The organism is Streptomyces sp. NPDC088194 (genome assembly GCF_040702025.1).
Classification (GTDB): Bacteria; Actinomycetota; Actinomycetes; order Streptomycetales; family Streptomycetaceae; genus Actinacidiphila.
In genome coordinates this window covers 1-12670 of record NZ_JBFBIV010000070.1, presented here as the reverse complement: position 1 = coordinate 12670, position 12670 = coordinate 1, and the positions used below count along the sequence as shown (strand labels likewise).

Genomic DNA, 12670 nt, shown 5'->3' with positions numbered 1-12670 from the left:
ATCCCGGGATTCCCCGCCGCACGGGGCAAGATGAGCCGCGGCCGAGTGCCGACGAGAGGAGCCGGGCATGCCGTCACGCAGAAGAGTGCTCAGGACCGGGCTGATCGCCGCGGCCGCCGTGTCGGGCACCGCGGCCGGGCTGCGTCCGATGCTCGCCGCCGGGCAGCCGACCTCGCGCGCCGCCGCGCAGGGGGCAGGCGGGCAGGACGGGAAGGGCGGCGGACCGGGGGCGGACGGCGACGGATCGGACTCCCTGCTGGACGAGGTGGCTTCGCCGCTGTTCGACGAGGTCTACCGCGGCCGCCGCATCCAGGGCTTCCCCTCGGGCGATCCCAGCGGCCTGCTGCTGCTGATCGACGGGCGTCCGCTCGGCGCCATGCGCAGGTACGACGGCAGCTTCGTCAGCATGGCCAACCACTTCCAGCCGTATCCGACGCCGCTGGCCACCGCCCGGGGCGCGGTCGACGTCATCGGGAGCGCCGAGCTGGCCGATGCGGCCGCCGCGCACCATCACTGACCCGCCGAGCGTCGAGGGACCGCACCTGTGTACACCCGGATGAACCAGCGGAATCTGACCAGCGACCAGCGCTCGCGCTTCGTGCAGGCCGTGCTGCAGCTCAAGCGGAACGGCGGGTACGACAAGTACGTCAAACTGCACATGCAGTACTTCAGCGCGGACGGCGAGACCGGGCTGCGGGTGGCGCACATGGCCCCGACGTTCTTCCCCTGGCACCGGCAGTTCCTGCTGGTCTTCGAGCACGAACTGCGGATGATCGACCCCGACGTCACCATCCCGTACTGGGACTGGACCGTGGACCGCTCCGAGACGTCGGCGCTGTGGGAAGCGGACTTCATGGGAGGCAACGGCCGCTCCAGCGACGGGCAGGTGATGACCGGCCCGTTCGCCTACCAGGGCGGCAACTGGCCGATCACCTTCGGTGTCACGCGGGAGAAGTACCTGACCCGCGACATGGGCCGCCCGGACCGGCCGATCGTGCTGCCGACCGCCGCCGAGGTCAATGACGCGCTGAAGATCGCGACCTACGACACCGCGCCGTGGAACTCCGCGCCGAGCACGAAGGGGCTGCGCAACAAGATGGAGGGGTGGGTGGTCAGCGACGCCAAGGGCGGCTACCTGCACAACCGGGTGCACCAGTGGGTCGGCGGGCACATGACCGGCGGGTCCTCGCCGAACGACCCGATCTTCTGGCTGCACCACGCCTTCATCGACCTGATCTGGACCCGCTGGCAGCGGCTGCACCCGAAGTCCGGCTTCCTGCCGGCCAAGCCGCTGAGCGCCGGCGACCCCGAGCACGGCCGGGTGATCAGCCTCACCGAGCCGATGCCCCCGTTCAACGTGAAGCCGTCGGTGGTACTGGACCACCGCAAGTACTACACCTACGAGTGACGGCCTGGGGTGCGCCAGGCGTGCCCCTGCCGCACCTGCCGCACCTGCCGCATCACGCGTACGGCCCCCGCCTCGTGCGGAGGCGGAGGCCGTACGGCGGTGCGAGGAACTCAGTACTGGCCGCCGCCGTTGCCCCCGTTGCTGTCACCGTGCGAGGAGTCGTTCTCGCACTGGTTGCCGAACGTCGGGTTGAGCAGGCCGATGACGTCCACGGTGTTGCCGCAGATGTTGACCGGAACGTGCACGGGCACCTGGACGACGTTGCCGGACACGACACCCGGCGAACCGACCGCAGCGGCTCCGGCACCGGCGTCGGCCGAAGCCACACCCGCACCAGCGGCCAGCGCGGCACCTGCGGCGGCGGTGAGGGCCGCGGCCTTCGCGATACGCGACATCAAGATCTCCCTGAGACGTCATACGAGATGAGAATTGCCGCAACGCTGCGGCTATTGACGCCTTGGGCAACGGCCGGGGACCGGTAATGGTCACGCAGGTTGGGCCGAATCGGTGAGGGTTCCTCGGTTTGGAAGCGCGGCCGGCGCGGGAATTGGGGCGCGCCGCCCGCGTAATACGCCGAGGAGGTGAATTGACGCGGGGGCGGGCACACACGCGGCCCGCGGCCCGTTCCTTCTGACGAGGACGGACGGCGGGCCGGGTGTCCGCGGTCAGCGCGGCGGGAGGGCCGGGCGTGGGGTCACAGGGTCGGGGTGGTGGGGAGTGTGGGAGTGGACGGCAGCGAGGGGAGGGCCGGCAGCCCCGGCAGGTTGGGCGCGGGCAGGCCGCCGCCGAGCACGGTGGCGACGGCGACGTTGACCAGGCCGGTGACGACCGCGGTGCCGGCGGCCAGCGCGCCGGTCGCGTCGCCGGAGGCGACGGCCTTGCTCAGCGAGTCCACGGCGGTCTGGAGCGCGGTCAGGGCGTCGGCCTGCACATCGGCTGCGGCCCGCGGGTGCACCGCCCGGGTGGCGGCGGCCGAACCGTTGGGCGCGGCGGGGGCGTTGGGCGCCGCGGGGGCGTTGGGCGCGGCCGGGGCGTTGGGGGTCGCCGGGGTCGCCGGGAGGGCCTTCTTCGCCGCGGTGATCGCGGCCGTCGCGGCGGTCGCGTCCGAGGCCACCTTGTCCTTCGAGACCGGCGTGGCGAGCGCGTCCTGGACCAGCGTCGTGACCGGGGCGAGCACGCCGCCCAGGTTGCCGAGCGTCTTGGCCTGGGCGAGCACCGCGGCCGCGTCGGCCTGCGCCTTGGGTGCCGTGGGCTGGGCGGCGGCGTGGTGGTGCGGGGTCTCGGCGGACGCGGTGCCGACGGCGCCGCCCGCAAGAGCGGCCACGAGCGCGGCGGAGACGACCAGACCAGTGGTGCGGTGGCTGTGCATGGAACGTTTTCCCTTCGTGGGGGCAAGTCTGCTACCTCGACCACCGTGGAAAGCGGCACCTGCTCCCGCAACCGAAGCGTCCTCGCGGCCTCGGGGCCCACGACCCGACACCGGCGCAAGTCGACTGCGAACGCGGGGGGTTCGGCGATTCGCCCACCACCCGGCCGGGATACTCCGTTGGGGTGCGCGCCCGGGGCGGACCGCTCCACGAACGGGCGAATCCTGTGCCCGGGGGTCCCCCGCTGAGGTGACATCGGCGGGGTGCGGGGCCGGTAGCCCGTTAGGGTCCGGCCCATGAGCCAGACCAATACCGCGTCCGCGTCGTCACTCCAGAGCCGGCTGGGCACCCTCGTGGTGATCCCGTGGGCCGGCAGCCACGAGGACGGCCAGGACACCCCGTTCCTGCTGGCCTACTCCCTCGGCGACGGGGTGGACGGCCCGGCAGCCGGGCAGGAGGCGGTGCTCGAGGCGGCCGAGGAGATCGGGTTGCCGGTGGGCGGCGCGATCCTGGACATCGCGCAGGCTCCGAAGGTGAAGGTGGGGCTGCTCGTGGAGGGCGGCAAGGCGGTGCTGACGATGCCTTACCTGAAGGTGACCTGCCCGGTGCCGGAGCAGTGGACGGCCGCGGCCCGCGCCCGCACGTCGGTCTACGTGATCCTGGCCAGCCGCCCGTGGCCCGAGGCGGTCCCGGGCACCGAGGTCACGGAGGAGGAGCTGCGCGCGTTCGCCGCCGACGAGGAGGTGCTGGGCAGCGCGGCCCACTTCACGGTCCCGGTCGGCAGCCTGCGCGGCTGAGCGGCCACGCAAAGGGGCGCCCCGGAGGGGGCGCCCCTTTCCTCGCGGATCGTACGAGGTACGCGGTGAGGTGGCGGTGCCACCCGGGCGGAGCTGCGGGCGACGGTCAGCCGTTGACCAGCTGGTTGCCCGCGCTCACCGCGTCGGACCCGGCCTTGACGGCCTTCTGCACGGCGGCGACCTTCGGGCCGACCCCGGACTGCTGGACCACCCCGCCGGCGACGCTGCCGGCCTGCACTCCGGTGTCGGAGGCGGTCACCGCGGTGCTCGAGAGGGTGGAGCTGAGGTCGGCGGCCTGTACGACGGGCGCCGCGGCGGCAGCGAGCACGAAGGAGCCGGCCGCGGCGGTGGTGAGGATGCGGAATACGTTCATGGCCGGTACAACGTCCGAGCCCGCCCCCAGGGCACGCCCGGGACGCCCACCGTCAGCCCCCGTCCACCGCGTTCACCCGCTCAGGTGGAGCGTCGCACCCGTCCGGCCGCATCCGGCCGCGCGGCGGTGAGCGATGAAGGCCGGCGGTGACAGCGGAGGGGCCCCGGCGACCCGCGGGACGGGAGGGGCACGGCGCGCCGCGGTGTTGCCGGGCCGTGACAACTACCGCACAGCGCGGCGACGTTGGCTTGTCACGCTGCCCTCACAGCGGTTCGCACACCACCGCCGCACCGTCTCATCGTTCATGGGGGAACCGAGATGCCCGCGTCCACTCGCCGCAGCCGCAGCCGCAGCCGCGGCCGTAGCCGCCGTACCGCCACCGCCGTCGCCCTGACCGCGGGCCTCACCGCGGGCGCCGCCCTGCTGCTGACGGGATGCGGCCCCGACGACCCCACCGCGGACGGCACCACCCCGCCCGCGACCACCGGCAGCGGAACCGGCGGAAGCGGCGGAACCGGAAGCCCGACCGTCACCGCGAAGCCGGTCACCTCCGCCTCGCCTCTCAACGGCACCGCGCACAACGGCCTGACCATCAGCGACGGCAGCCGCTACGTCGTCATGAACGGCACCCGCGTCGACTTCGGCACCCTGGTGCGCGACCTCGCCTGGTCCCCGGACGGCCGCCGGGCCGCGTTCGTGGACGGCGACGGCGATCTGGCGGTGAGCAACCCCGACGGCACCGGCCGGGTGATCGCGGCGAAGAACCCCGGCGGGCAGACCTGGTCGCACCCGACCTGGCAGACCCGCAAGGCGGACCCCGCCGACGGCATGCCCGCGCTGGACAACCTGATGTTCGCCGTGCGGTCGGGCTCCACCACGAAGCTGGAGAGCGTCCCCGCCACCGGCGGCACCCCGCGGCCGATCAGCCTCAACCAGATGGCCGGCGAGCACCCCGACCCGCTGCCGACCACCGGCAACGTCTGGCCGAACGCGGGCACGGCCGGCGCCGCGACCTACGCCAACGCCGACAGCGGCAAGGTCTACATCCGCGACGACAACCTCCGGCAGCAGGGCTCGGCGCTCACCGACGGCTCAGAACCGGCGATGTCGCGGGCCGACGACGAGGCCATCGCCTTCGTCCGCTCCGTGGACGGCCACGACCACCTGTTCCTGGAGGAGTCCACGGACAGCGGTCCGGCGTACAAGGACCTCACCCCGCACGCCACCACGGACTACACCGAGCCGGCGTTCGCGCCCACCGGCGACCTGATCGCCGCCCGCACCCCGGACGGCATCGTCGAGGTCCGCACCGACGGCTCCGGCACCCCGCAGCGGATCTCCGGCTACCGGGGACTGCCGGCCTTCCGGAACTCCTAGGCCGGCGAGCCCAGTTCGGCCCGCAGCGCGGCCAGGTGGGTGTCGGCCGTCTCGTGCGGCAGGAACTCCACCACGTCAAGGAAGCGGAAGAGGGTCCGGGCCCCGGTGACCGCGAACTCGTACTCCGCGAAGCCGACCACCGCGCCCAGCACCCCGCGCACCGCGCCCCGTACGACATGCGCCGTCATGTCGTCGGGGCGCTCGGCGTCCGTGCCGCGGCGGGCGTTGGGGCGGGCCAGGTAGGGGCAGACCATCGAGGCGTAGAGCATGCACGCCCGGTGCCCGGGGCCCTCGGTGGTCGGCGCGAGGTTGCGGTACGGGCGGGCGGCCGCGCGCGCGTCGGCGATCGCCTCGGCCTCGGCGGCGCCCACCACCCGCCACACGGTGCCGCGCGGCATGCGGGTGCCGCACACCGAACACAGCCGCTGCCGGGCGCAGTCGGCGCTGCGCTCGTGGTCGGTGAGCGCGAACTGCGGCCGCTCGTCCAGCCACGGGGTGATCGCGGGCACGGGATAGCCGCGCTCGTCCCGCGGTCTGGCCTCGACGGGCGGCGGTTTGGGTACCGCGTCGAATCGCACGGGCCATGCCTATCAGGGCGGTACGGGCAGCCGGAACACCCCGTCCGCCGGGCTCAGTCCGCGGGCCCCCGCCCGTCGCCCGTACCCCTGTCGCCCGCGCCGCCGTCGCCGGTGCCCCCGTCGCCCGCGCGGCGCTCGCGCCACTCGGCCACGACCTGCTCGATGTCGAACGGGCGCAGGTTCAGCGGCGGTCCCTGCGGCGGGCGGCGGATCGCGGCCTCGATCTTCTCGTTGACGGCCGCGATGATCTGCCGCACCCGCCGCTCGGAGCGCGCCTCGGCGACGGCGGCGACCGCGTCCTCGGCCTCCTTGCGCAGCACCAGCGACGGCGGCAGGAAGGACAGTCCCTCGCGCTGCATCTTGCCCTTGACCCACCACAGTTCGTCGTAGGGGGTGTTCAGCGAGGCGAGCGGCTTCCCGCGGCCGGGCAGGTTCGCGAAGTCGCCGCGCTCCTCCGCCTCGCGGATCTGCCGGTCGGCCCAGGTCTCGAAGGAGACTCCTGGCGGCTTGCGTTCGGTCATGCGTCCACTCCTCGATACGCCTCGACTCGGGGTCGCCGGGCACCAACGGTGTGCACCTTCGAGGCTAACAAGCCCACCCGGCCGCGCGGTAAGGGGTGGCCTCCAGGGGTACGGGCCTTACGACCTCTCCGTCCTCGGCCCGTGTCCCGGCACCGCCCGCGCGGCCAGCAGCGCCACGTCGTCCTCGGCCACGGCCGGCGCGAGCCGGTGCACCACCCGCGCCAGCAGCGCGTCCAACGACCCTCCCCCTGGCTGCGTCGGGGAGTCCCCCGCGTGCGGCAGCCGCAATCCCGCCAGCCGGCCCAGCGACACGTCGATGTCCTCGCCGCGCCGCTCCACCAGCCCGTCGGTGTACAGCAGCAGCGTGTGCCCGGGCGGCCAGGGCGCGTACACCGTGTCGTACTCCCCGCCGAGGTCCGCGCCCAGCGGCGGGCCGGGCGGCACGTCCAGCAGCGTCACGCTGCCGTCGGGGGCGATCACCGCGGGCGGCAGGTGGCCGGCGCTCGCGAACCACGCGGCGCCGCGCAGCGGATCGGCGATCCCCAGCAGGCAGGTCGCGGGCCGCTCCGCGCCCCCGGCCGCCAGCAGCCGGTCGATCCGGCTCAGCACCCGGTCCGGCGCGTCCCCCTCGCCGGCGCCGACCCGCAGCATGGACCGGTAGTGGCTCATCTCGACCGCCGCGCCGACCCCGTGGCCCATCACGTCGCCCATCGCCAGCAGCGTCAGCCCGCCGGGCAGCGCCAGGGTGTCGAACCAGTCGCCGCCGACGAGGTCGTTGGCGCCCGCCGGAAGGTAACGGGTGGCGACGTCGACCCGAGGGTTGGGGGTGGTCGGCGCGGCCAGCAGCGCACGCTGCAGCTCCACCGCGATGCCGTGCTCCCGGGTGTAGCGGCGGGCGTTGTCCAGGCTGATCGCGGCCCGCTCGGCGAGCGCGCGGGCGACGGCCACGTCCTCGTCGTCGAAACCGGGCGACGACCCGGCCCTGATCATCGTCACCGTGCCGATCTGCCGGCCGCGCGCGGCCAGCGGCACGATCAGCCCGGAGTGGATGCCCGCCGCCCGGTAGGCCGCGGCCCGCTCGGCGTTCGGCGCGGACCTGCTCAGCTCCTCGTCGGGCAGCAGGTTCATCACGATCGGGCAGCCCGTCTCCAGGCAGCGCGGGATCGCCGAGCCGGGCTGGTAGTCGACGTACGTGCCGGGCGCGCCGAAGCTCGGCGCCACCTCGCGCAGTGCGGGGCGGGCGCTCATCGCGGACCGGCGCAGCCGTGCCGTGCCGTCCGGCGGCGGCCGGCGGCCGTCCCCGGTCCCGCTGGACAGCACCTCCACCGTCGCCATGTCCGCGAGCACCTCGACCAGCAGGTCCGCCAGTTCCTCGCAGGTCTGCTCCATCTCCAGCGTGGAGCCGATCCGCATCGCCGCCGCGTCCAGCACGAGCAGCCGCTCCCTGGCCCGTTCCAGCTCCCGCCGCGTCTCCCGGTCCGCGCTCACCTCCATCAGCACCAGGCCCAGGCCCAGCACCCGCCCGCCGTCCAGGACCCGGTGGCAACTGCCGCGCCAGTGCCGCCGGGCGTGCGCGGAGCCCGCCCTGGTCTGGCCGCTGGAGTCCAGCTCGCGCGGCCGGCCGTCCGCCAGCACCGCGCGCATCATCGCCTCGTCGACGTCGACCCCGGGCACCACCTCGACGATCCGCCGGCCGACGTGCGCGTCGACCTCCACCCCGTTCATCCGCGCCAGCGCCGGGTTCACGTACAGGTACCGCAGATCGGGGTCGAGCAGCGCCACACCCGCCTGCGTGCCGTCCAGCAGCATCTGCCACACCGCGCTGCCGGGCCCCGGAACGTCGGGCTGCATCGGCGTCCCTCCTCCGGGTCGGGTCGTAGCTCCACCCTGCCCGCAGGTCGCCGGATCGGCGATTCAAGGGGGTGCGTACGGAGCGGGGCCCGGAGCGGTGCCCTCGGCACACGGGTCCGCGCGGACGCCCGCTGCGTACGGCTCTCCGGCGTACCGGTCTCTAGGGTGGCGGCATGGTGCATGTACTCAGCAGCCGGACCCTTCTGCGGCCCGCCGACCCGGACCGCTCCCGCCGCTTCTACGGCGACGTCCTGGGCCTGGAGGTGTACCGGGAGTTCGGCGAGGGCCCCGAGCGGGGCACGGTCTACTTCCTCGGCGGCGGCTTCCTGGAGGTGTCCGGGCGCTGCGACGCCGCCCCCGCCGACACCCTGCGCCTCTGGCTCCAGGTTCCCGACGTCGAGGCCGCCCACCGGGAGCTGCGGGCCCGGGGCGCCGAGATCGTGCGGGAGCCGCGCCAGGAGCCCTGGGGGCTGATCGAGATGTGGATCACCGACCCCGACGGCCATCGCATCGTCCTGGTGGAGGTCCCGGCCGACCATCCGCTGCGGTACCGGCCCGGACTCTGACGGCCGGGATTCTGACGGCCCGGACCCTGACGGCCGGGGCCTGAGCCGGAGTCGTCATCGGGCCCGGAGCCGCCCGGGTCAGCCCGGGGGCACCCCGAGCCGTCCCTCCAGCTGGACCAGCAGTTCGGCGAGGAGCGCGGCGACCTGCCGCTGGTCGCCGTCCGGGAGGCCGGAGAGCGCGACCCGCTCGTAGCGCAGCTGGTCGGGCACGACCGAGTCGATCAGCTCGCCGCCGCTGCGGGTGAGCCGTACCCGGGCGACCCTGCGGTCCCTGGTGTCGCTGCGGCGCTCCACCCAGCCGCGCTCGCCGAGCAGCTTCAGCCGCTTGGTCACGGCCGCGCCGGAGGAGAAGGTCTCCCGGGCCAGCTCGCCGGGGGTCAGTTCGCGCCCGGTCCGCCGCAGGGTGCTGAGCAGGTCGAACTCGGCCCGGGTCAGGCCGACCCGGCGCAGCGGGGCGTCCTCGGCCTGCTGGAGGAGCGCGGCGCAGCGGTTGATCCGGCCGATGACCTCCATCGGAGCGGTGTCCAGGTCGGGGCGGACGGTCTGCCACTGGCGGACCACCACGGCCACGGTGTCGTCGGCCGGGCCACCCTCGCTCGCTGCCGTCATGCCGCCGCACTCCCTCCGGTACCGGTCGCGGTGCCGCCGGCCTCCAGCCCCTGCACCAGCCCCTGCGCGCGTACCGTCTCGGCGAGCGTACGGTGTCCGTCCCGCTCCACGTCCAGCACCTCCTGCTCGGGCAGCGGGGACTGCCACCACTCGCCGGCCGCGATGTCCCTGGCCTGGCGCAGCTCGATCAGGGCGAAGGCCAGCCGCCGTCCATCGGCCTCCAGGGTCCCTCGCGCCGGGGCGGCGAGTGCGGACCGTGCCTGCCGCTGTGCGGTACGGGCGCCGGCCAGCGCCGTCCGCAGCTGGTGGCCGGGGCGGCGGGTGACCACCGCCATGCTGACCAGCACCCCGACGACGGCGCCGACCAGGGTGTCGAGGACCCGGTCGGTGAGGAGCTCACCGACCGGCCGGCGCCCGGCGAACTCGACGACCAGCAGCGCCATCGGCGTCACGCAGATGCTGCCCAGCCAGTAGTTGCGGGGCATGAGGGCCTCGGCGCCGAAGTTGAACGCCAGGGCGACCAGCACCAGGGCGGTCGCGCCGGTGTGGGTGAGCGGGACCACGGCGGCGAAGACCAGGACCCCGATCAGGTTGCCGACGACCCGCTGGATGCTGCGGCGCCAGGACTGGGTGACGTTCGCCTGGGAGACGGCGGCGGCGGTGACGATGGCCCAGTAGGGGCGTCCGACGCCGAGGCCGAAGGAGGCGTAGCCGGCCAGCGCGCAGCCGAGGAAGGTGCGGACGGCGACCGGGAAGAGCACACCGCCCGGCCGCAGCCGCTGCCAGAGGGAGGGCGCGGCGGCGGCGAGCTCGGTCTCGATGCCGAGGAGTTCGGTGTCGTCGACCGGACCGGCCGGGCGCGGGACGGGGCCGGTGCCGCGCAGCCGCGCGGCCCAGCCGCTGAGGAGGGCGGGGGCGGCGGGGGTGGGAGCGGAAAGCGCGACCTCGGCGCGGATCAGCAGGCGTTCCAGGGCCCGCCGGTCCTCGGTGCGCCGACCGCTGATCATCAGGTTCTGCCAGCCGGTCTGGATGGCGGCGGCCGCGTTCGCGCGGGCCGGCCGCGCCTGCGGGTCGCCGGCCGGGAGTCCCGCGTACCGTGCCGCCGCCCGGAGCGCGCCGCGTACCGCGCGGCGCTCGGGGCCCTGCGGCCGGACCAGCCCGGGGGCCATGCTCACCAGGTAGGCGAGGGCCGCCGATGCCAGGGCGAGGGCGATGTGGCCGGGGACCTGGCCGAGGGTCTGGGGCGCGAACAGGGCCGCCGAACTGATGAACGCGAAGATCACATGGGCGGGCGGGCCGATCCTGGTGGCATCGCAGAGCAGCTTCTGCAGCGCGGCGAGCAGCGCGCCGACGGTGATCAGCACCATGACGCTGCCGGTGAGCGAGGCGACGACGAGGGCGACCGCGAGGCCGCCGACCATGCCGAGGACGACGCCGATCAGAGTCCTGGCGCGGCCGGCATACGGCCGGTTGTGCGCGTAGGTGGCGCAGAGCGAGCCGGCCATGGTGTACATCGCCAGATCCAGCCGGCCCAGGCAGAGCAGGATGATGTTGGGGATCGCCGAGGCGATCACCGCGCTGGTGGCGGGCTTGAACCAGATGTCCGACGTCCTGCCCAGGCGCAGTACACCGGCGGTGGGGAGCCTGCGCGGCCGGTGCGAGCGGGGGGTGGGGGTAGCGCCGTTCATCCAACAAGCTTACCAAGTGTTTTACTCGAAAAATAAATGGCTGCCGCGCCCGCGGGCGCGGCAGCCCTCACCCGGTCGGCGGAACCAGGTCCGGATACCTTTCGTACGGCTATGGGCCTTTCGGTCCCGTGCCATCCCTGCGGCGTGGCTGCGCCCGGACAAGCCGGGCCGGTAGGCTTTCCGTGTGATCTTCAAGCGCATCGGAAACGGGAAGCCGTACCCGGACCACGGCCGGGTCAGCACGCGCGAGTGGGCGGACGTCGCCCCGCGTCCCGTGCGACTGGACCAGTTGGTGACCACCAAGGGACAGCTCGACCTGGAGACACTCCTGGCGGAGGACTCCACCTTCTACGGGGACCTGTTCGCACACGTCGTGAAGTGGCAGGGCGACCTCTATCTGGAGGACGGGCTGCACCGCGCCGTGCGCGCGGCGCTCCAGCAGCGGCAAGTGCTGCACGCCCGGGTCCTGGAGATGGACTGACAATCCGCTTACGCTGCGCTCATGAGCATGCTGACCCCCTCCGGGATGGGCGGGAAGTACCGGGTAACGGGTAACTCGTATCCGCGTATGCGTCCGCCCAGGCGGCGCGGCCGATTCGTGGCCGCCCTGATCGCCGCGGTTGTCGTACTCGGCCTCTTCAGCTGGGGGGCCCTGCAGCTCTTCCATGTCTTCAGCGGCGACAGCAAGGACGCCAAGGCGAACGCCGCGCCCAGCCATCCGTCCTGCTCGCCCGCACCCGCTCCGGTGGCCACCGGCAAGCCGATCGCCCTGCCGAAGCCGACGCAGGTGACGATGAACGTCCTCAACGCGACCACGCGCGGCGGGCTCGCGAAGTCCACCGCGGACCAGCTCGCCGGCCGCGGCTTCAAGGTGGCGAAGTTCGGCAACGCGCCCGACGAGTACAACGCGAAGATCACGCAGTCCGCGCTGATCATCTCCGGGCCGGCCGGGGAGGCCGCCGCCCGCGAGGCGGGTACGCAGATGGTCGGCTCCGCCGTGAAGATCGACCCCAAGCGGAAGGGGGCGACGGTCGACGTGCTCATCGGCAACGCCTTCGCGAAGCTGGCGACGCCCACGCAGGCGGCGGAGGCGCGGGTTGTCGCGGCGAATCCGCCGGCGCCCAAGCCGACGTGCAGCCCCAAGAACTGAGCAGATCCACCCGGCTGCCCCGTCCTGCCGTTCGCGGGACCTCGCGGTCCGGGGCTGGTCGCTGGGGGCGTGCCCTTTGGGGGAGTTCCCCGCGTCCCTGAGTATGTGCTGCTCCCACCGGGCCTGCCCCGGGAGCACCCGGGCAAGATCCAGGGGCGCGCCACCGGCCTGCGGCCGGGAGCAGGCCGGCACCACGACGGCACGGCGCGACCAGCCCCCTACCGGCAGGTGGTCCCTGAACCGGCAGGACAGGGGCACCCGGGAGGGTCCGCTCGGCCGCGGCGGCTAGTCCGTGTTTTGGAAGTCCCGCCTGGCCCGTGGCGCCTGGCACGCACGCTCGCTTCGTTGTCGGGCTTGTCCGAGTAGGCCCACTACGAGGACAACC

At 73.9% G+C, this 12670-nt stretch carries 14 protein-coding genes and 1 pseudogene; 7 read left to right on the top strand and 8 right to left on the bottom strand.

All coding sequences use genetic code 11. From position 1 onward, the window contains the following. Positions 1–67 precede the first annotated feature (67 nt). Positions 68–517, top strand: coding sequence for a tyrosinase family oxidase copper chaperone (locus AB0399_RS29885; protein WP_329367258.1), 450 nt, complete (start codon positions 68–70; stop codon positions 515–517). 39 nt (positions 518–556) lie between these two features. Next, a complete protein-coding gene (locus AB0399_RS29880; protein ID WP_366413467.1) occupies positions 557–1408 on the top strand; it encodes a tyrosinase family protein in 852 nt (283 codons plus the stop codon). A gap of 110 nt (positions 1409–1518) precedes the next feature. Here AB0399_RS29880 and AB0399_RS29875 read toward each other — a convergent pair whose 3' ends face one another. Then, complete coding sequence (locus AB0399_RS29875) at positions 1519–1803, bottom strand: chaplin (RefSeq protein WP_329367254.1); 285 nt, start codon at positions 1801–1803, stop codon at positions 1519–1521. A 299-nt stretch (positions 1804–2102) separates the two neighbouring features. Beyond that, positions 2103–2777, bottom strand: coding sequence for a hypothetical protein (locus tag AB0399_RS29870; protein ID WP_366413466.1), 675 nt, complete (start codon positions 2775–2777; stop codon positions 2103–2105). 294 nt (positions 2778–3071) lie between these two features. Between AB0399_RS29870 and AB0399_RS29865 the strand changes: the two genes are divergently transcribed. Beyond that, positions 3072–3572 (top strand): DUF5949 family protein, encoded by a 501-nt coding sequence (locus AB0399_RS29865; protein WP_329367250.1) that lies wholly within the window; start codon positions 3072–3074, stop codon positions 3570–3572. 106 nt (positions 3573–3678) lie between these two features. Here the strand turns inward: AB0399_RS29865 and AB0399_RS29860 are convergent, their stop codons facing one another. Beyond that, the gene (locus AB0399_RS29860; protein WP_366413465.1) at positions 3679–3945 is read right to left on the bottom strand and encodes a hypothetical protein; all 267 of its coding nucleotides are present in this window, start codon (positions 3943–3945) and stop codon (positions 3679–3681) included. A gap of 318 nt (positions 3946–4263) precedes the next feature. Here AB0399_RS29860 and AB0399_RS29855 point away from each other — a divergent pair, with 318 nt between their 5' ends. Then, complete coding sequence (locus AB0399_RS29855) at positions 4264–5322, top strand: hypothetical protein (protein ID WP_366413464.1); 1059 nt, start codon at positions 4264–4266, stop codon at positions 5320–5322. Here the strand turns inward: AB0399_RS29855 and AB0399_RS29850 are convergent. From AB0399_RS29850 to AB0399_RS29840, 3 genes are all read right to left on the bottom strand, one after another. After that, a complete protein-coding gene (locus tag AB0399_RS29850; RefSeq protein WP_366413463.1) occupies positions 5319–5900 on the bottom strand; it encodes a hypothetical protein in 582 nt (193 codons plus the stop codon). The two genes, AB0399_RS29855 and AB0399_RS29850, sit on opposite strands and share 4 nt — an antisense overlap. 53 nt (positions 5901–5953) lie before the next feature. Beyond that, positions 5954–6421 (bottom strand): DUF1992 domain-containing protein, encoded by a 468-nt coding sequence (locus tag AB0399_RS29845; protein ID WP_366413462.1) that lies wholly within the window; start codon positions 6419–6421, stop codon positions 5954–5956. 117 nt (positions 6422–6538) lie between these two features. Further along, positions 6539–8272, bottom strand: coding sequence for a SpoIIE family protein phosphatase (locus AB0399_RS29840; protein ID WP_366413461.1), 1734 nt, complete (start codon positions 8270–8272; stop codon positions 6539–6541). 173 nt (positions 8273–8445) lie between these two features. On the opposite strand from AB0399_RS29840, the gene AB0399_RS29835 reads away from it, so the two are divergent. Continuing rightward, a complete protein-coding gene (locus tag AB0399_RS29835) occupies positions 8446–8838 on the top strand; it encodes a VOC family protein (RefSeq protein WP_328466366.1) in 393 nt (130 codons plus the stop codon). A gap of 78 nt (positions 8839–8916) precedes the next feature. Here AB0399_RS29835 and AB0399_RS29830 read toward each other — a convergent pair whose 3' ends face one another. Both AB0399_RS29830 and AB0399_RS29825 read right to left on the bottom strand, forming a co-directional pair. After that, a complete protein-coding gene (locus AB0399_RS29830) occupies positions 8917–9597 on the bottom strand; it encodes a MarR family transcriptional regulator (RefSeq protein WP_366413460.1) in 681 nt (226 codons plus the stop codon). After that, positions 9504–11135 (bottom strand): annotated as a pseudogene (locus AB0399_RS29825) (FUSC family protein); the annotation flags it as partial. The gene AB0399_RS29830 and the pseudogene AB0399_RS29825, both read right to left, overlap by 94 nt. Positions 11136–11319: 184 nt before the next feature. On the opposite strand from AB0399_RS29825, the gene AB0399_RS29820 reads away from it, so the two are divergent. Further along, entirely contained in the window at positions 11320–11616 is a 297-nt protein-coding gene (locus AB0399_RS29820) for a type II toxin-antitoxin system VapB family antitoxin (protein ID WP_328466369.1), read from the top strand. Positions 11617–11637: 21 nt separating this feature from the next. Continuing rightward, positions 11638–12285 (top strand): LytR C-terminal domain-containing protein, encoded by a 648-nt coding sequence (locus AB0399_RS29815; protein WP_329367234.1) that lies wholly within the window; start codon positions 11638–11640, stop codon positions 12283–12285. Positions 12286–12670 lie beyond the last annotated feature (385 nt).

Excerpts from the sequence above, each read along its gene's own strand:
- AB0399_RS29840 (WP_366413461.1), bottom strand. The coding sequence starts at position 8,272 with ATGCAGCCCGACGTTCCGGGGCCCGGCAGCGCGGTGTGGCAGATGCTG.
- AB0399_RS29885 (WP_329367258.1), top strand. The coding sequence starts at position 68 with ATGCCGTCACGCAGAAGAGTGCTCAGGACCGGGCTGATCGCCGCGGCC.
- AB0399_RS29870 (WP_366413466.1), bottom strand. The coding sequence starts at position 2,777 with ATGCACAGCCACCGCACCACTGGTCTGGTCGTCTCCGCCGCGCTCGTG.
- AB0399_RS29815 (WP_329367234.1), top strand. The coding sequence starts at position 11,638 with ATGAGCATGCTGACCCCCTCCGGGATGGGCGGGAAGTACCGGGTAACG.
- AB0399_RS29860 (WP_366413465.1), bottom strand. The coding sequence starts at position 3,945 with ATGAACGTATTCCGCATCCTCACCACCGCCGCGGCCGGCTCCTTCGTG.
- AB0399_RS29880 (WP_366413467.1), top strand. The coding sequence starts at position 557 with ATGAACCAGCGGAATCTGACCAGCGACCAGCGCTCGCGCTTCGTGCAG.
- AB0399_RS29865 (WP_329367250.1), top strand. The coding sequence starts at position 3,072 with ATGAGCCAGACCAATACCGCGTCCGCGTCGTCACTCCAGAGCCGGCTG.
- AB0399_RS29855 (WP_366413464.1), top strand. The coding sequence starts at position 4,264 with ATGCCCGCGTCCACTCGCCGCAGCCGCAGCCGCAGCCGCGGCCGTAGC.
- AB0399_RS29835 (WP_328466366.1), top strand. The coding sequence starts at position 8,446 with ATGGTGCATGTACTCAGCAGCCGGACCCTTCTGCGGCCCGCCGACCCG.
- AB0399_RS29875 (WP_329367254.1), bottom strand. The coding sequence starts at position 1,803 with ATGTCGCGTATCGCGAAGGCCGCGGCCCTCACCGCCGCCGCAGGTGCC.
- AB0399_RS29845 (WP_366413462.1), bottom strand. The coding sequence starts at position 6,421 with ATGACCGAACGCAAGCCGCCAGGAGTCTCCTTCGAGACCTGGGCCGAC.